This is a genomic window from Sphingorhabdus sp., from assembly GCF_044239045.1.
GTDB lineage: Bacteria > Pseudomonadota > Alphaproteobacteria > Sphingomonadales > Sphingomonadaceae > Sphingorhabdus_B.
In genome coordinates this window covers 42,675-59,569 of the sequence record NZ_JBIICD010000002.1, presented here as the reverse complement: position 1 = coordinate 59,569, position 16,895 = coordinate 42,675, and the positions used below count along the sequence as shown (strand labels likewise).

Genomic DNA, 16,895 nt, shown 5'->3' with positions numbered 1-16,895 from the left:
ACACAGGTTATCCACGACAGACTTTGCTTAGAATGCGCAATTGATTGAACCCCCGCGTTTGCCACCCTATAGTTGAGATATGAGCGCAAATATCGCCTTGGTTGATGACGATCGGAACATCCTGACCTCTGTATCGATTGCGATGCAGGCAGAAGGATATGTGACGCGGATTTATTCGGACGGCGAAACGGCGTTAAAGGCTTTGTTCGAAAATCCCGCAGATCTTGGCATTTTCGATATTAAAATGCCGCGCATGGACGGGCTGGAATTGCTGCGGCGGTTGCGCGAAAAAAGCGACATGCCCGTCATCTTCCTCACATCAAAGGATGAGGAACTGGATGAGGCACTTGGTCTCGCCATGGGTGCTGATGACTATATAACTAAGCCATTTTCACAACGCCTGTTGATTGCACGGGTAAAAGCCATATTGCGACGCGCAACCTATGATAAAGCCCCCGGCAACGGTGAGGCAGAGCCCGAACCAGAACCGATGGTCCGCGGCAAGCTGGAAATGGACCCGGCTCGCCACCATGTCAGATGGGATGGGAAGTCGCTTACGCTGACGGTGACAGAGTTTATGATACTTGAGGCGCTGGCCAACCGACCGGGCGTCGTGCGCACCCGGGACCAGCTGATGGATGCGGCGTATCAGGACGACGTCTATGTGGATGACCGCACCATTGACAGCCATATCAAAAGGCTCCGGCGCAAATTCCGTGAAATTGACCCTGAATTCACCGCTATTGATACGCTTTATGGGGCCGGATATCGCTTCGCAGACAGCTGAGCCCGCGCATTTGCAGCTGGGATGGAGCCGGGGGTTATCGCTGACCGCCCGTATACTTGCCGTCAACCTCTTCGTACTTGCTCTGTTAGGCGCCGGTCTGTTCTTCCTCGACAGCTATCGCGTCCGCTTAATCGCCGAGCGCGAAAACGCAGCCCGCGTTCAGGCCAGTTTCCTTGTGTCCAGCCTGCCACTTATCGCCCCGGAAAAGCGAGATGACTATATCGCCAAATTTGGTCAATTGAACCTGTCGCGCATTCGGGTTTACGATCAAGACGGCACGAAAATATTGGACAGCTTTGCGGGCCGCGAACCCACTTATGTCTTTCGCGACCCCGACAGCGAACCCTGGCCCAAAATCGCGGCGCGGTGGATTGATGTCTTATTCGATTTTCTGGTCGGCGCGGCCAAGCTGGAACGCTATGTTGAACCTGCAGAAGACATCCCTTCGGCATGGCCAGAAATTCGCGCGGCAACGCCTTCCAATGCCGCATCAAAGGTAAGCTTTGCGCCAGACCTCACGCACATGATTAGCGCTGCCTCAACGGCGCGCGACCGAAGCTTGACTGTGCTAACAACTGCCAATGAACGCGACATCCGCTTGTTCGTCCGCGCAGAGCGGTTCAACGTCGGCATGTTTTTCCTATTCACGCTTGGCATCGGCGTTCTGCTCTCTGTATTCCTCGCCCGCACCATTGTTCGTCCATTGCGCCATTTGGCCCGCGCCGCTGTAAAGGTGCGGCTGGGCCGCGCCCAAGAAGTTACCGTTCCCCGCCTGCCCTCGCGTCGCGACGAAATTGGCATGCTGGCGCGTGCGCTATCGGATATGAGCATTGCGCTACGCCAGCGGATCGACGCGACCGAAGCCTTTGCTGCCGATGTCGCGCATGAAATCAAAAATCCCCTCGCTTCGTTACGGTCGGCGCTAGACGGCGCAGAGCGGATCGAAGATCCCCAATTGCGGAAACAACTCATGGACGTTGCAAAAGCAGACGTTCAGCGCATGGACCGCCTTATCAGCGATATTTCCGACGCCAGCCGTGTGGATTCGCAACTGGCCAAGGCAAAATTTGAACCCATCGACCTTGGCGATATGATCGAACAATTGCTTCAGGCACGCGAAGACCGGGGCAGCGACAAAGACGTCAACATTGCCTTTGCACGACCGCGCCGGAATATTACGACCGTCATGGGCGAAGATGTCCGTCTTGAACGCATGTTGACCAATTTGATCGACAATGCGGTGTCCTTCTCCCCGCCGGGGGCAGTTGTCGAAATATCCGCGACACTGGCTGAGGAAGACGTCATCATCCGGATCAGCGATGAAGGCCCTGGAGTGCCCCCACAAGATCGGGAGGCTATTTTCCGGCGTTTCCACAGTGAACGGCCGGCGACCGAGAATTTCGGCAAGCATAGCGGGCTTGGCCTCGCGATTGCGCGAACAATTATCGAAGGACATCATGGGCGCATTGGCGTGCGCGACCGGGTCGATGGCAAAGGCGGGGCATGTTTCGAAATCGCCCTGCCCTGCGCAGCTGCGGCAACACGCCCATGACTGCGATGGTCCATGGCAGCGCAGTCGCCATACAGGGCAACGGGCTGTTACTGCTTGGACCCTCCGGTAGCGGGAAATCAGACCTCGCGCTTCGCCTGATTGACCGGGGTGCAAAACTCATCTGCGACGATGTCGTAAACATCGAAAGCGGCAACAGCCTGCCACTACTGGCCTGTGCACCGAATATAGCTGGAAAAATTGAAGTGCGTGGTATCGGGATATGCTCCATCGATTTCGTCCATTCCGCGCCACTGCGCCTCATCGTGCAATTGGCACAGGACGTGGACCGCATGCCGCCGGAACATCAGCGCATCTCTTTAGCGGGGTATTCGGTACCGATGTTCAGGCTGCCCCCTTTTCACCCCAGCAGTGCAATAAAGGTGGAATGGGCGCTGCGCTCGGTTATTGATGCGGGATTGCACCCATTGGCAAACGCGGACGCCGCATTCAATGAAAGCGTAACAATGTGACCAAGAACGCAGCTTCCGAAACACAGAAAATCCTGCTGGTTACGGGCGTATCCGGGGCCGGCAAGACCACCGCGCTGAAAACACTGGAAGATATTGGCTGGGAAACGGTCGACAATTTTCCAATCAAGCTGGCAGGCCAGTTGCTTAAAATTCCCGCATCGGGTGGCGAAGACGGGCCGAATATTCCGCTGGCGCTGGGTTTTGATAGCCGCACACGCGGGTTTGACGCGGAGGCATTGATTCAGCAAATCAAGAAGCTGCAGTCCCAACCTAATCTAGAGATAATGACACTGTTTTTGGATTGCGCGGGCGTCGAGATTGAACGGCGCTATGCGGAAACCCGCCGCCGTCATCCCATGGCTCAAGACCGGCCCGCGATGGACGGCATCTCCATTGATCGGTCCGTGATGGAGCCATTTCGCCGATGGGCGGAGTCCGTGATTGATACCAGCAAGCTGTCGGCACATGATTTGCAAGTCGTCATCCGTGAACGATTTAGCAGTGATACGTCCCCGCACACTAATATCACGGTTTCAAGCTTTGGCTTTTCGCGCGGGGTCCCGCACAATGCCGACCTGCTATTCGACTTGCGTTTTTTGCGGAACCCGCATTGGGACAGCCATTTGCGGCCCATGACAGGTTTGGATGCGGCGGTTGCCGATTATGTTGCCGCCGACCCGAAATATGATGAAGCCTTGCAGAAAATCCGTGACCTGCTGGGTTTCCTGCTGCCGCTCTACGACGCGCAGGGGAAGGCTTATGTCAACATCGCTTTTGGGTGCACGGGTGGGCGTCACAGGTCCGTGCATGTTGCGGAAACTTTTGGCAATTGGTTGCGTGAAGATGGCTTTACCTTGCAGGTGGCACATCGCGATCTGGCATCAAGACCAATTGACGCGCTGGAAGAGCCTGCTAACGGCGCAGACAGAGTAACGTCGCGACAAGGCAGCAACATCACATGATCGGTTTGATTTTAGTCACGCATGGCAAACTGGCGAACGAGTTTCTGGTCGCGCTTGAACATGTTGTGGGGCCACAAAAGGATGTCGCGACCATCTGCATCGGCCCGCATGATGACATGGAAGCGCGGCGCAATGAAATCGCGGCAGCCATCAAAAAGGTCGACACCGGTAAAGGCGTCATCATCCTATCCGATTTATTCGGGGGAACGCCCTCAAATCTCTCCATTTCCTTGCTGGATAGTGGGCGCGTTGAAGTGATCGCGGGCGTGAACCTCCCGATGCTTATCCGCCTAGATAGCGCGCGCAAGAACCTCGACGTGAAAGAAGCGGTCGCAGCCGCGCGTGAAGCAGGACGTAAATATATCAGTGTTGCGTCTGAAGTGCTTGAAGCGTCAAGATGACCCGGATCAGCCGCACCGTCACTATTGTTAACATAAAGGGCCTCCACGCCCGTGCCAGCGCAAAATTTGTGACCTTCGTGTCCCGTTTACCCGAAGGGATCAGCGTTGAGGTCGAAAAGGATGGTCAATCCGTGACTGGCACTTCCATCATGGGCTTAATGATGCTGGGCGCGGCCAAGGGTAGCGAAATCACGATTCATGTCGAAGGTGAACAGGCCGAACTCGCGATTGAAAAGCTGGTCGGTTTGGTAGTCGACGGTTTTGGCGAAGATTGATGCGCCGTGAAATTACCGGATTTTCCAACCCGCTGTTAAAGGAAATACGCGGGCTTCGTGAAAAGAAGCTTCGTAAACGCGCCGGGCTATTCCTTGCCGAAGGGCTGCGCATTATGACCGAGGCGCGGGTAGCAGGATTTCTTCCCGAAATGCTGTTTCGCGTTAAAGACCGGCCCGTACACGACCTTGAGGTGGCGTTAGAGGCCGAAGTTCTTGCGAATAATGGCGACGTTATCGAAACCAGTGCCGAGATCATGGCGAAGCTGTCCGGAAAGGACAACGCCCAAACCGTAGTGGGCGTCTATCGCGACCATGGAACCGCATTGGCGGACGTGGATCGCACGGCAGCTCCAATCTGGCTTGTGGCGCAATCCATGCGTGATCCGGGCAATCTTGGCACGATGTTGCGCACCGGCGATGCGGTGGGGGCTGGCGGCCTGATCCTGATTGATGATTGCACCGACCCGTTTTCTGTGGAGTCCGTCCGCGCCAGCATGGGCGCCATTTTCACGCAAAAGATCGTGCAATGCCGGTGGGAAGACTTCACCGCTTGGTTGCGATCGGGTGAAGGCCAATTGGTCGGCACCAGCCTGCAGACCGACACCGATTACCAAGCTGCCCGCTACAGCGCGCCATGCTTCATCCTGACGGGTAATGAGGCGCAGGGCCTGCCGGACGATTATGAAGCCGCATGCGACCAACTGGTCAAAATGCCCATGCGGGGCAAGGCGGACAGCTTAAATGCGGCGGTCGCCACTGCGGTTATGGCCTATGAGGTCCTGAATCAGTTTCGGCATTCCGAAGCTCGTTAGGCCTCAGGCATTAGCGTCGCGTTGGTCCTCAATCGGTTGCGACATTTCCCCCTCGCCATAACGCGGCAAAGCTTCGACCACAGGAACCTCTTCCAACTCACGCTTGCCGGTTTCAATGTTCAGATCGGCAAATTTCCGTCCCGTCGAAATGACATTGCGTTCGAAGCTACCGACAAATTTATTATAATTATTCACCGCCGACGAAAGCCCGCTACCGACCGATTTCAGATGCTGTGCCGCCACCGCAATACGGTCATACATTTCCTTGCCAAGTGCCCCGATTTGCTTCGCCTCGCGCGCTAGCCCCTCTTGCCGCCAGACGCTGGCAACGGTGCGCGCAATGGCGACCAAGTTTGTCGGCGTCGCCAACAGAACTTTCTTATCAAAGGCGAAATCCCACAATTGCGGCTCATGCTCCAATGCTGCCGCAAGGAAATGTTCACCCGGCACAAACATGATGACATAATCGGGCGCTTCGGAAAATTGATCCCAATAGGCCTTGCGCGATAAGCCATCGATATGGTTCTTCATGGATTGCGTGTGGCGCGCCATGGCAACCGCACGGACATCATCATCCACTGAGTCAAATGCGTCCTGATAGTCGTTTAAGGACACCTTGGCGTCGATCACCAACGTCCTGCCGCCGGGGACATGGATGACGGCGTCCGGCCGCAGCCGTAAACCATCACCAACATCGATACTGGTTTCCAGATCGAAATCGACATGCTCCGACAGGCCGCAGCTTTCGAGCACATTCTTCAACTGCTGCTCCCCCCAGCGCCCACGCGCCTTGGGCGCATTTCGCAAGGAGTTCATTAAGCCAGAAGCGACGCTCGACACGCGTTCCTGACCCAAGCGCATTTCACCGATTAAGCCTTTCAGATCGCCATAGGCTTCGGTCCGGTCCTTCTCGATCTTGCCGACCTGCTCTTCATAAGCCTTCAGCTTTTCTCCTACCGGGCCCAGCAACTGCTTCAGCCGCTCTTCATTCTTCTCGCCGGCCTGATGGAAGCGTTCATCGGCGCGTTGCAGGAACGCGGCCTGCGCCTCGCCCAATAATTTCTGGCCAATCTCACCAAATTGCGCGGACAGGTTTTCTTTCGCATTGCCTAACGCCGCGATCTGTTCTTCAAAGCTCCGCTCGCGTTCTTCCAAACTGGTTTCAAGCCGCGCCAAGCGGTCCTTTACACTGTCCCGCTCGACAACCACCTGATCCAGCATCGCCCGCAACTGCGTGGTCGTTTCCTGCCCTGCTTTGCCCATGCGGCTGCCCGCAAACCAGCCAAGCAACAGCCCGCCCAACAAAGCAAAAACCACGACGACAATGACGATCAACGGCTCCAACGGCCACCTCCAAGATTAGAACGAAACTGGAACATAGCCCCTGAAGGGCGAAGGTCAAGTGGCTTCGGTGACGTTCCGTCGCGCTGTCTTTACCCGTGCGTAGCTCATCACGCTCAACGGCAGCAGAGCGATATAAATGACGCCGACACCGATGAGCGCAACCCATGGCGCCGCAACCAAGGTTGCCGTAAACAGGCCAAGGACCGCCAACGCCATAAAACGCAGGCTTCGGCGCACCTTGATCGACGACCAGCTAAAGGTCGCAACATTGGAAATCATCAAAAGCGCACACAGCAACAGCCATGGCGCAATGAAGCGATAATCGCGCACCCAATCCGCCCCAGTTTCAAACCATATCATCATCGGCAATAAAGCCATCGCCGCCCCCGCTGGTGACGGAACGCCGGTGTTGAAGCCAGCAGACTTATGCGGTTGGTTTTCTGTATCAATCTGTGCGTTAAACCTTGCCAGACGTAATGCCGCACACAGCACGAAGAATGCCGATATGGTCCAACCAAAGCGCGGCATGTCCTGCATGACCCACATATATATGATCAAAGCAGGCGTGGCGCCAAAGGCAATGACGTCCGACAGCGAATCGAGTTCAGCGCCAAAACGGCTTTCGCCTTTCAACATTCGCGCGATACGGCCATCCATGGCATCGAGCACGCCGGCAACCACGATCGCGGCAACGGCATTTTCCCAGCGCCCCTGCATCGCAAACCAAGCGCCGGACAAGCCCGTGCAGAGCGCTAGCGCCGTGACGGCGTTAGGGGCAAGTGCGCGCAAGGATATGCCAGGACGAGAGGGCTGCGCGTTCATCAATGCGCGACGGCGATCAGGTCCTGGTCAACGCCGATTTCGGCGAGAACCGTTTCTCCAGCAACGCAACGCTGCCCCTTGATTACGCGCGATGCCGTGCCGTGCGGCAAATACACATCAACGCGGCTACCAAAACGGATTAAGCCTACCCGCTGCCCATTGGCAACATTGTCGCCTTCTTTCACAAAGGCGATGATGCGGCGCGCAACCAAGCCAGCGATTTGCGTAAAGCCGATACGCACGCCATCGCTACGTTCCACGAGGAAATGTTGGCGTTCATTTTCTTCGCTCGCCTTATCAAGGTCGGCATTGAGGAATTTACCCGCGATATAGACAACGCGCGTAATTGTGCCGCGAATGGGCGTCCGGTTAATGTGAACGTCAAAAACGCTCATAAAAATCGACACGCGGGTCATGGGCTGGTCACCCAAGCCATCGGGTCCGCGAAGTTCCTGCGGCGGAAGGACTTGTTCGATTAACGTAACAAGCCCATCGGCGGGCGACACGATAAACCGCTCGTCAATTGGCGTCGTACGCGCAGGGTCACGAAAGAAAGCCAGCGTCCATATGGTGACGGCTCCCATCGGCCAAGCCAGCGTTTCCCAAGCCATAAAAGCGAAAAACAGGGTTATGCCTGCGGCGATAAGTCCGAACTTGCGGCCCTCAGGGTGGACGGGTGGAAACGACCATTTCGCAACCCCGGCACCGCGGTTTGTCAATTCTTGTCTACTCATCTGACTTAGCTAGGGGATGCGCTGCCATCTTACAACCTAAGATACAATTTCAGCCATTTCAGACATTATTGGCGATGCAGTTGAACAAACGGCAGACTTTGCTATGGCACCGCTCAACATCCCATCTCCCTAATGGAAAGTGCTTTCTCATATGACAAAAATTAAGGTCAAAAACCCCGTTGTCGAGCTTGATGGCGACGAAATGACACGGATCATCTGGGAATGGATTCGTGAACGACTCATTTTGCCATATCTTGATATCGATCTGAAATATTACGACCTTGGCATGGAATATCGCGATAAGACCAATGATAAGGTCACCGTCGATTCCGCCAACGCTATCCGCGAATTTGGCGTCGGCGTAAAATGCGCCACGATCACGCCAGATGAAGCGCGCGTTGAAGAATTCGGCCTACAGAAGATGTGGAAATCGCCCAATGGCACGATCCGCAACATTTTGGGCGGCGTAGTTTTCCGCGAGCCAATCGTCATCGAAAACGTACCGCGCCTGATTCCGGGCTGGACGGACCCCATCGTGATTGGCCGTCATGCGTTCGGTGACCAATATCGCGCGACTGATTTCCTGGTTCCCGGTCCTGGCACGCTGCGTCTCGTTTGGGATGGCGATGATGGGCAGAAAATTGACGAAGAGGTATTCCGTTACCCCTCGCCTGGCGTTGCGCTGGCGATGTACAATCTCGACGATTCCATCCGCGACTTTGCCCGTGCGTCGTTAAACTATGGTGTGACCCGCGAATGGCCCGTCTATTTGTCGACGAAGAACACGATCCTCAAATATTATGATGGCCGCTTCAAGGATCTGTTCCAGGAAGTTTACGAAACCGAATTTGCAGCAAAGTTCAAAGACTTGGGCATTGTCTATGAGCACCGTTTGATCGACGACATGGTCGCATCGGCGCTGAAATGGTCAGGCAAGTTCATCTGGGCTTGTAAGAATTATGATGGCGACGTGCAGTCTGATCAGGTTGCACAAGGTTTCGGCTCACTCGGCCTGATGACCTCCATCCTGATGACACCAGACGGCAAGACCATTGAAGCCGAGGCCGCGCACGGCACGGTTACGCGCCACTATCGCCAACATCAGCAAGGCAAGGCAACCTCAACCAACCCGATTGCGTCCATTTTTGCTTGGACGGGCGGACTTAAATTCCGCGGCAAGTTCGACGAAACGCCTGAAGTCACGCGCTTTGCCGAAACGCTGGAAGAAGTCTGCATTCAAACCGTTGAAGATGGCCATATGACAAAGGATCTCGCGATCCTTATCGGTCCGGATCAGGCTTGGATGACCACAGAGCAGTTTTTTGAGCAGGTTCGCGCCAATCTCGAAATCAAAATGGGTAGCTGGATGTAACGCCAGCGCATGTGAATATGAAAGAGCGCGGGGGCAACTCCCGCGCTTTTTTATTGCCCTGCCCTTTCATTCTTATGCCGCCTGTGCGTAAATGCAGCTATGGCAGGTGAACTACAAACCGAAGGCATTAGCGATCTGCTCGTAATATTGGGCGCAGCGGGAATAGTCATCCCTGCATTTGCCCGGCTTCGCATTACGCCTATCATTGGCTTCATATTGGTCGGCATAATGGTCGGCCCAATGGGACTTGGATCTTTGGTGTCCATGTACCCAATGCTCGAATGGGTCACCATCACCAATCCAGAGGCTATTCATCCCATCGGCGAATATGGCATTATTTTATTGCTGTTTTCCATTGGTCTTGAACTATCCTTCCGTAGATTATGGAAAATGCGGCGCTTGGTGTTCGGCGTCGGCGCAGCGCAATTATTTGGCGCGGGCTTGATTATTGCGGCTGGTTTATATGCTTTCGGATATGGCGCGACCGCCGCGATCGGCATTGGGATTGCATTAGCGCTCTCGTCGACGGCTTTGGTAATCCCAATATCCGGCACGCATTCCGCCGTTGGCAAGTCCGCGCTGGCCATGTTGCTTTTCGAAGATTTGGCCATTGTGCCGATCATATTCATTTTGGGTGCATTGGCGCCGCAAGCCGGCGCGGATTCATGGTCAGGTCTCGTCACCGTATTGTGGCAAGGTGGCCTTGTCATCGTTGCCATGCTTGTGCTTGGCCGATTTTTCCTGCCCCGCTTATTCGGACAAGCCGCACGCACAAAAAGCCCTGAGTTATTTGTATCGGTCAGCTTGCTCGTCGTCATTGTTGCAAGTCTGGCGACGGGTGCAGTTGGCCTCTCGCCCATAGTGGGTGCAATGATCGCTGGTCTCTTAATCGCCGAGACCGATTATCATAATGAAGTGGGTGTTATGACTGCGCCCTTCAAAGGGTTAGCGCTGGGTGTCTTTCTCATCAGCATTGGCATGCAGGTCGATTTGCGTTTCGTCGCTGCCAATTGGGCCGCCTTGGTTGGTGCCGTGGCGGCGGTGGTGCTTGTTAAAGCCGCTGTGACGGCAATTTTGTTGAAATTGAACGGGGCACGAACGGGTACCGCAGCCGAAACAGGCGTCCTTATGGGCAGCCCGTCCGAAACAACTCTCATCGTCTTAGGCGTCGCGGGCGCAGCGCAGATCATTGACACTGCCACCGTTAATTTCTGGCAAGTGGCCACCGCAGTTGGCCTTACGATCACGCCGATATTGGCGCGCATCGGTCATGATATGGCCCGCCGTCTGGAGTTGCGAGAGAGTGATGAGGAGATCTACGAACAAGACCCAACGCATGAACCACGAACGGTCGTAATTGGTTTTGGCCGGGTCGGAAATCTGGTGGCTGACATGCTAATCATGCATGGCCAGCCTTATGTTGCCGTGGAATCCAATATCGACGCGGTAGCCGCGGCGCGGCGCGGGGGTTACAAGGTTGTTTATGGTGACATCTCAAGGCCCGAGACGTTGGATAAATTGAGCTTGGGTCATGCCAAGGCCCTAATCCTGACAATGGACCAACCGGTATTGGCCGAACATATCGTCAAGCGCGTTCGTAAATGGTTACCCGATATCACCATAGTAGCGCGCGCGCGTGATCCGGATCATGCCGCGCGACTCTATCAAGCGGGCGTCACTGACGCCGTGCCCGAAACGCTGGAAAGCTCGCTTCAGCTATCGGAGGCTGTGTTAGTAGACCTTGGCGTTGCCATGGGTCCCGTCATCGCATCAATCCACGAAAAGCGCGACGAATTCAGGCGGCAGATTAAAGAAGCCGGGGGCCTTGAGGAGGCCCCCAAGCTCAAAATCACCTCTTAACCCGCGATTTTCGCCTTGATCGCATCCAACGCGGCTTGCGCCAAATCGGCACCTGCAGGACCACCGCCTTGCGCCATATCGGGACGTCCGCCACCGCCCTGCGCGCCCATGGCCTCGGTCGCCGCACGCACAAGGTCAGGCGCGGTTACGGTGCCATGCAAGGCAGGCGAGACGGCAACTACAACCGTGTTGCTGTTTTCATTGGCAGCAATGATGGCCACGATGCCCGTGCCAATGGCCTTCATCTGATCATCGGCAAGGCCGCGGAGCATTTTTGGTTCAATGCCAGCGATAACCTGCCCCATGAAGGTGACACCACCGATTTGTTCGGCCTCTGCCTTCGGACCACCACCACCAGACAGCGCAAGCGCGGTCTTGGCTTCGGACAGTTCCTTCTCCATCCGCTTGCGTTCGTTCATGAGCGTTTCGATACGCACGCTTACTTCGTCCGGCGCCGTCTTCAACATTGCGGCCACATTCTTCAACTGCGTCTCACGGCCAACAAGCCATAAGCGCGCCGCCTCACCCGTCAGCGCCTCGATGCGGCGAATACCGCTTGCCACTGCGCCTTCGGAGATAATCGTGAACAAAGCGATGTCGCCCAAGGCGTTAACATGGGTGCCGCCGCACAGTTCCAACGAATAATGCGTGTCTTCGCTCTTACCCATCGTCAGCACGCGGACTTCTTCACCATATTTTTCGCCAAACAAGGCTAGCGCGCCCGCAGCGACGGCATCATCGGGGGTCATCAAACGCGTCGTCACCGCGTCATTGCCGCGGATTTGGGCGTTTACGTCCGCCTCGATCATCGCAATCTCTTGCGGAGTAACTGCCTGGTTATGCGAAAAATCGAACCGCAAGCGATCCGGCGCCACCATGCTGCCTTTTTGCGTTACATGTTCGCCCAAGCGATCGCGCAATGACGCATGTAGTAAGTGCGTGGCGCTATGGTTCGCTCGCAACGTGTTACGACGCTGGGTGTCGATTTTCAGCGTCACGAAATCGCCGACTTTTATTTCGCCTGTGCCAATTATGACCTGATGGGCATGCAAACGGCCTAAGGGCTTTGCCGTGTCCGTCACTTCGCCACGCATATTGCTGCTGGAAATTACGCCAGCGTCACCCATCTGGCCGCCGCTCTCGCCGTAAAATGGCGTTTGGTTGGTGATGACCGTGACTGTGTCTTTGGCGCCCGCCGATTGCACTTCTGTGCCATCCTTCACGAGCGCAACCACCTGCCCCTCGCCCTCATTGGCGGCATAGCCTGTGAATTCGGTGCTACCGACACGTTCGGCAATGTCAAACCAGACATCATCCGAAGCCTTTGCGCCAGAACCCTTCCATGCAGCGCGCGCCATTGCTTTTTGATTGTTCATCGCGGTTTCAAAGCCTGCCTGATCAATACCAAAGCCTTGCGCACGCAACGCATCTTCGGTCAGGTCATATGGGAAACCGTAAGTGTCATATAGCTTGAACGCTGTGTCACCTGCCAAAACATCACCCGGTGTCATGCCAGCGGTTGCTTCGTCGAGCAGCTTAATGCCCTTATCCAGCGTCCGGCGGAACTGCGTTTCCTCTTGCTTCAACGTCGCCTCAATCATGGGCTGCGCGCGCAATAATTCAGGATAAGCGGCGCCCATTTCGGCGGCGAGGCTTCCGACCAAGCGGTGCATCAACGGCTCTTTCGCACCAAGAATATGGGCATGGCGCATGGCGCGGCGCATGATCCGCCGCAGAACATAGCCACGGCCCTCATTCGACGGCATCACGCCATCGGCAAGCAGGAAGCTGGTCGAGCGCAAATGGTCCGCAATGACGCGATGGCTCGCCTTTTGTTCGCCAACCGCCTTTGTGCCCGTGAGCTCTTCTGACGCGTTGATCAACGCCTTGAACGTATCGGTGTCGTAATTGTCCGTTACGCCCTGCATAACGGCAGCAATCCGCTCCAGCCCCATGCCCGTATCGATAGACGGCTTGGGCAATGGCACATCGGTGCCGTCGTCCTGCCGTTCAAACTGCATGAACACGAGGTTCCAAATTTCGACAAAACGGTCGCCATCTTCATCGGGGCTTCCCGGAGGTCCTCCGAAAATATGGTCGCCATGGTCGTAGAATATCTCGCTGCACGGTCCGCAAGGACCAGTGTCGCCCATCGACCAGAAATTGTCGTTGGTTGAAATTCGGATGATGCGTTCTTCAGGCAGGCCGGCAATTTTGCGCCACAGTTCAAACGCCTCATCATCGGTGTGATAGACGGTGGTCGTTAACCGTGCGGGGTCCAGCCCCCATTCCTTGGTCAACAACGTCCAAGCATGGGTAATCGCCTGCTCTTTGAAATAATCGCCGAACGAAAAATTGCCGAGCATTTCAAAAAACGTGTGGTGCCGCGCCGTGTAGCCCACATTGTCGAGGTCGTTATGCTTGCCCCCGGCCCGCACGCATTTCTGGCTTGAGGCTGCACGCGGTGTTTCGCGACTTTCAAGGCCCGTGAACACGTTCTTGAACGGCACCATGCCGGCATTGACGAACATCAATGTCGGGTCATTATAGGGCACGAGCGGTGCAGACTGCACTATGTCATGATTGGCACCCCCGAAATAATCGAGGAAGCCGCGGCGAATATCATTGGTCGATGTCATAATGACAGCGACTTAGGGAACGACTCGCCGCGCTGCAAGCCGGATATGCAGTTTGCGGGCACCATCATGCATAGGCATATGGCCCGCCCTTTTGCAGAGCGGCCTGATAGGCTGGGCGGGCATGGATTTTTTCAACAAAAGCAGTGAGGTTTGGCAGATTTGCTGCGCGGCCCATTTTCACCGCGGCTTCGGCCGGAAAGCTCATCATGATATCCGCGCCCGTGAGGGCATCCCCCACAAACCAGCCTGTCGCTTTCAAATTGTCGTCCATGAACGCAAAATGGCTGTCGAGTTGCTGATTGATACGCGGATGCAAAGGCGCCGCAGCGTCGCCCAACCGTGCCGTGTACAGATTCAACAAGATTGGTGTCATCGCCGAGCCTTCGGCAAAATGCATGAACTCCAGATAGCGGATGTGCGCGTCCGTGCCACGCGCAGGAACGAGGTGATCCCCATTATGCCGCGCGCACAGATATTCAACGATTGCGCCAGATTCGTAAATGATTTTACCTTCATCTTCTATCAACGGCGATTTACCCAAAGAATGGACCTTCAATAACGCTTCGGGCGCAAGATTGGTAACGGCATCGCGGGCATGATGGCGAATTTCATAAGGAAGGTTCAGCTCTTCAAGCAGCCACAAGATGCGTTGCGAACGCGAATTGTTGAGATGGTGTACGATGATGGTCATGCCTGCTTCCTTATAAATGGTCGTAATTTTGATGCATTTGCGCCGCGATTTCGCGCACCAGCTTGGCCGCGACGATAGCCGTTATGTCGTTCACGTCGCGCCTGGGGTTAAGTTCGACGATGTCCGCGCCCACGATCCGCGCGCGTTGTTTGGCAATGATGGACAGGACTTCGCGGACCGTTAAGCCACCGGGTTCTGGATGTGCCACACCGGGCGCTTCGGACGGGTCAATGCCGTCAAGGTCAACGCTGATATATAATGGGCCATCAAGGATCGGCACCATCCCGAGATCAAAGTCAAGCATCGGTAAAATTTCGACATTGTAACGCGCCGCCTGTGCGCGGCAGTGCTGGTTCAGCGTGCGAATGCCAACCTGAACAATATGCTTTGCATGCCCCCCTTCCAATATGCGTGCAAAGGGCGAGGCGTGGCTGCGCGGATTGCCCTCGAAATCAGCATATAGATCGGGATGGGCATCAAAATGAAGGATGTTCAGTGGTCCATGCCGCGCCGCCAGCGCCGCAACGACAGGGTAGCTCACCGCATGATCCCCGCCAAGTACCAGCGGGATAGCATCTGCGTTGATTGTCTCAGTGACCGCCTCTGCAATCAGGGTGTCATCGGCAGCGCAGTCAACGTCCGATAAGGGCAAATCACCAATATCTTTGAGCGCGATATCGACGCCGATTTCAAAACCCGACTGGGCGGAAAGATTGCCTCTGTCGCTCCACAATGCCGCGCGAATGGCTGGTGGTGCCAAGGCCGCGCCGCGTTCGAACGAGCTGTTCTGATCGGTCGGTAATCCTATGAGATGAATGACGGGACGCATGCAGCTAGTAGTGGTCCTGCTATCCTGCCTGTCAAGATATTAGCGCACTGCAAGCCATACAGCCGGAACCTCGAGGGCACCTCCATCACAAAGCAAAATGACCCGCCCCAGGGTGGACCGGGGCGGGCCGAAAGCAGCGGCCTCAGGCAAGACCGCGCTTGTTCTTAAAAATCCTAAACGTCGTCGTCCGCATCTGGCCCTGTCATCAGGACCTCTGCGACTTCCTCGGTCTTTCCGCGAATGGCGGCTTCCAACCGAGCCGCTACCTCCGGATTTTCTGTCAGATAGCTTTTCGAATTCTCGCGGCCTTGGCCGATGCGGATCGAGTCATAGCTAAACCAGCTACCCGATTTTTCGACCAATCCAGCCTTTACGCCCAGATCAAGTAACTCACCCGTTTTGGAGATGCCTTCGCCATACATGATGTCAAATTCGACTTGCTTGAATGGCGGTGCCACCTTGTTCTTCACAACCTTCACGCGGGTCGTATTGCCGACAATGTCTTCACCTGCCTTGATCTGGCCTGTGCGGCGGATATCCAAACGCACGGAAGCGTAAAATTTCAACGCATTGCCGCCGGTTGTTGTTTCTGGCGAGCCATACATGACACCAATCTTCATACGAATTTGGTTGATGAAGATGACCATGCAGTTCGACCGGCTAATCGAACCGGTAATCTTGCGCAGCGCTTGGCTCATCAAACGGGCTTGCAGGCCCACATGGCTGTCGCCCATTTCACCTTCGATTTCTGCGCGCGGTACAAGTGCCGCGACCGAATCGATGACGATGATGTCCACCGCGTTTGAACGCACCAGCGTGTCGGCAATTTCCAGCGCTTGCTCACCTGTATCCGGCTGCGACACAATCAAATTGTCGACATCCACACCAAGCTTCTTGGCATAAGCGGGGTCAAGCGCATGCTCTGCGTCAATGAATGCCGCTGTGCCGCCTGCCTTTTGCGCCTCTGCAATCACATGCAGGGTCAATGTCGTCTTACCCGAACTTTCAGGGCCATAAATTTCAATCACGCGCCCCTTGGGCAAGCCACCAATGCCAAGCGCGATGTCCAACCCAAGCGAACCCGTCGACACAGCATCAATACTAATCGCCTCACGACTGCCCAGCTTCATCGCCGAACCCTTGCCGAATGCGCGATCAATCTGCGCCAAGGCAGCTTCTAATGCCTTTTCACGTTCCGAATTTTTCATACCGTTTGCCTGATTCCCATCAATTATCTTGAGACTTGCTGCCATTTTTCCACTCCTTAGCGTCATGCCTATTCCGAAAAACCTCCCCGGAACAACACCTATGTACGCGTTCTGTTCTTAAAGAACAAGAGTGGAAC

Annotated in this window: 16 protein-coding genes; 9 read left to right on the top strand and 7 right to left on the bottom strand. The window is 55.5% G+C overall.

The genetic code is table 11. From position 1 onward, the window contains the following. The first annotated feature begins 79 nt into the window (after positions 1 to 79). Genes ACILP4_RS01120 through ACILP4_RS01090 form a run of 7 tightly spaced genes read left to right on the top strand, consistent with a single transcriptional unit; the run spans position 80 to position 5,259 of the window. Positions 80 to 787, top strand: coding sequence for a response regulator transcription factor (locus tag ACILP4_RS01120; protein ID WP_395618918.1), 708 nt, complete (start codon positions 80 to 82; stop codon positions 785 to 787). After that, the gene (locus ACILP4_RS01115; protein WP_395618917.1) at positions 756 to 2,339 is read left to right on the top strand and encodes an ATP-binding protein; all 1,584 of its coding nucleotides are present in this window, start codon (positions 756 to 758) and stop codon (positions 2,337 to 2,339) included. The genes ACILP4_RS01120 and ACILP4_RS01115 overlap by 32 nt, the downstream gene beginning before the upstream one ends. Next, the gene (locus ACILP4_RS01110) at positions 2,336 to 2,809 is read left to right on the top strand and encodes an HPr kinase/phosphorylase (RefSeq protein WP_395618916.1); all 474 of its coding nucleotides are present in this window, start codon (positions 2,336 to 2,338) and stop codon (positions 2,807 to 2,809) included. The genes ACILP4_RS01115 and ACILP4_RS01110 overlap by 4 nt, the downstream gene beginning before the upstream one ends. Continuing rightward, positions 2,806 to 3,771, top strand: a complete 966-nt coding sequence (gene rapZ / locus ACILP4_RS01105; protein ID WP_395618915.1) for an RNase adapter RapZ — start codon at positions 2,806 to 2,808, stop codon at positions 3,769 to 3,771. The genes ACILP4_RS01110 and rapZ overlap by 4 nt, the downstream gene beginning before the upstream one ends. After that, on the top strand, positions 3,768 to 4,172 hold the full coding sequence (locus tag ACILP4_RS01100; RefSeq protein ID WP_295491264.1) for a PTS sugar transporter subunit IIA: 405 nt from the start codon (positions 3,768 to 3,770) through the stop codon (positions 4,170 to 4,172). Before rapZ ends, ACILP4_RS01100 begins: the two co-directional genes overlap by 4 nt. After that, a complete protein-coding gene (locus tag ACILP4_RS01095; protein ID WP_395618914.1) occupies positions 4,169 to 4,447 on the top strand; it encodes an HPr family phosphocarrier protein in 279 nt (92 codons plus the stop codon). Before ACILP4_RS01100 ends, ACILP4_RS01095 begins: the two co-directional genes overlap by 4 nt. Then, positions 4,447 to 5,259 carry a TrmH family RNA methyltransferase gene (locus tag ACILP4_RS01090; RefSeq protein ID WP_395618913.1) on the top strand — a complete coding sequence of 271 codons (813 nt, stop codon included), beginning with the start codon at positions 4,447 to 4,449 and terminating at the stop codon, positions 5,257 to 5,259. The genes ACILP4_RS01095 and ACILP4_RS01090 overlap by 1 nt, the downstream gene beginning before the upstream one ends. A gap of 3 nt (positions 5,260 to 5,262) precedes the next feature. Here the strand turns inward: ACILP4_RS01090 and ACILP4_RS01085 are convergent, their stop codons facing one another. Genes ACILP4_RS01085 through ACILP4_RS01075 form a run of 3 tightly spaced genes read right to left on the bottom strand, consistent with a single transcriptional unit; the run spans position 5,263 to position 8,159 of the window. Beyond that, the gene (locus ACILP4_RS01085) at positions 5,263 to 6,603 is read right to left on the bottom strand and encodes a DNA recombination protein RmuC (RefSeq protein WP_395618912.1); all 1,341 of its coding nucleotides are present in this window, start codon (positions 6,601 to 6,603) and stop codon (positions 5,263 to 5,265) included. 54 nt (positions 6,604 to 6,657) lie between these two features. Then, complete coding sequence (locus ACILP4_RS01080; protein WP_395618911.1) at positions 6,658 to 7,392, bottom strand: CDP-alcohol phosphatidyltransferase family protein; 735 nt, start codon at positions 7,390 to 7,392, stop codon at positions 6,658 to 6,660. Positions 7,393 to 7,424: 32 nt separating this feature from the next. Beyond that, a complete protein-coding gene (locus ACILP4_RS01075; RefSeq protein WP_395618910.1) occupies positions 7,425 to 8,159 on the bottom strand; it encodes a phosphatidylserine decarboxylase in 735 nt (244 codons plus the stop codon). Between the two features lie 151 nt (positions 8,160 to 8,310). Between ACILP4_RS01075 and ACILP4_RS01070 the strand changes: the two genes are divergently transcribed. Both ACILP4_RS01070 and ACILP4_RS01065 read left to right on the top strand, forming a co-directional pair. Beyond that, on the top strand, positions 8,311 to 9,531 hold the full coding sequence (locus ACILP4_RS01070) for an NADP-dependent isocitrate dehydrogenase (RefSeq protein WP_395618909.1): 1,221 nt from the start codon (positions 8,311 to 8,313) through the stop codon (positions 9,529 to 9,531). 99 nt (positions 9,532 to 9,630) lie between these two features. Continuing rightward, on the top strand, positions 9,631 to 11,391 hold the full coding sequence (locus ACILP4_RS01065; protein ID WP_395618908.1) for a cation:proton antiporter: 1,761 nt from the start codon (positions 9,631 to 9,633) through the stop codon (positions 11,389 to 11,391). Here the strand turns inward: ACILP4_RS01065 and alaS are convergent. From alaS to recA, 4 genes are all read right to left on the bottom strand, one after another. After that, positions 11,388 to 14,030, bottom strand: coding sequence for an alanine--tRNA ligase (gene alaS / locus ACILP4_RS01060; protein WP_395618907.1), 2,643 nt, complete (start codon positions 14,028 to 14,030; stop codon positions 11,388 to 11,390). The genes ACILP4_RS01065 and alaS overlap by 4 nt on opposite strands. A 64-nt stretch (positions 14,031 to 14,094) precedes the next feature. Further along, positions 14,095 to 14,721, bottom strand: a complete 627-nt coding sequence (locus ACILP4_RS01055) for a glutathione S-transferase family protein (RefSeq protein WP_395618906.1) — start codon at positions 14,719 to 14,721, stop codon at positions 14,095 to 14,097. Positions 14,722 to 14,731: 10 nt separating this feature from the next. Then, the gene (gene speB, locus ACILP4_RS01050; RefSeq protein ID WP_395618905.1) at positions 14,732 to 15,550 is read right to left on the bottom strand and encodes an agmatinase; all 819 of its coding nucleotides are present in this window, start codon (positions 15,548 to 15,550) and stop codon (positions 14,732 to 14,734) included. 173 nt (positions 15,551 to 15,723) lie between these two features. After that, the gene (recA, locus tag ACILP4_RS01045; RefSeq protein WP_395618904.1) at positions 15,724 to 16,803 is read right to left on the bottom strand and encodes a recombinase RecA; all 1,080 of its coding nucleotides are present in this window, start codon (positions 16,801 to 16,803) and stop codon (positions 15,724 to 15,726) included. Positions 16,804 to 16,895 lie beyond the last annotated feature (92 nt).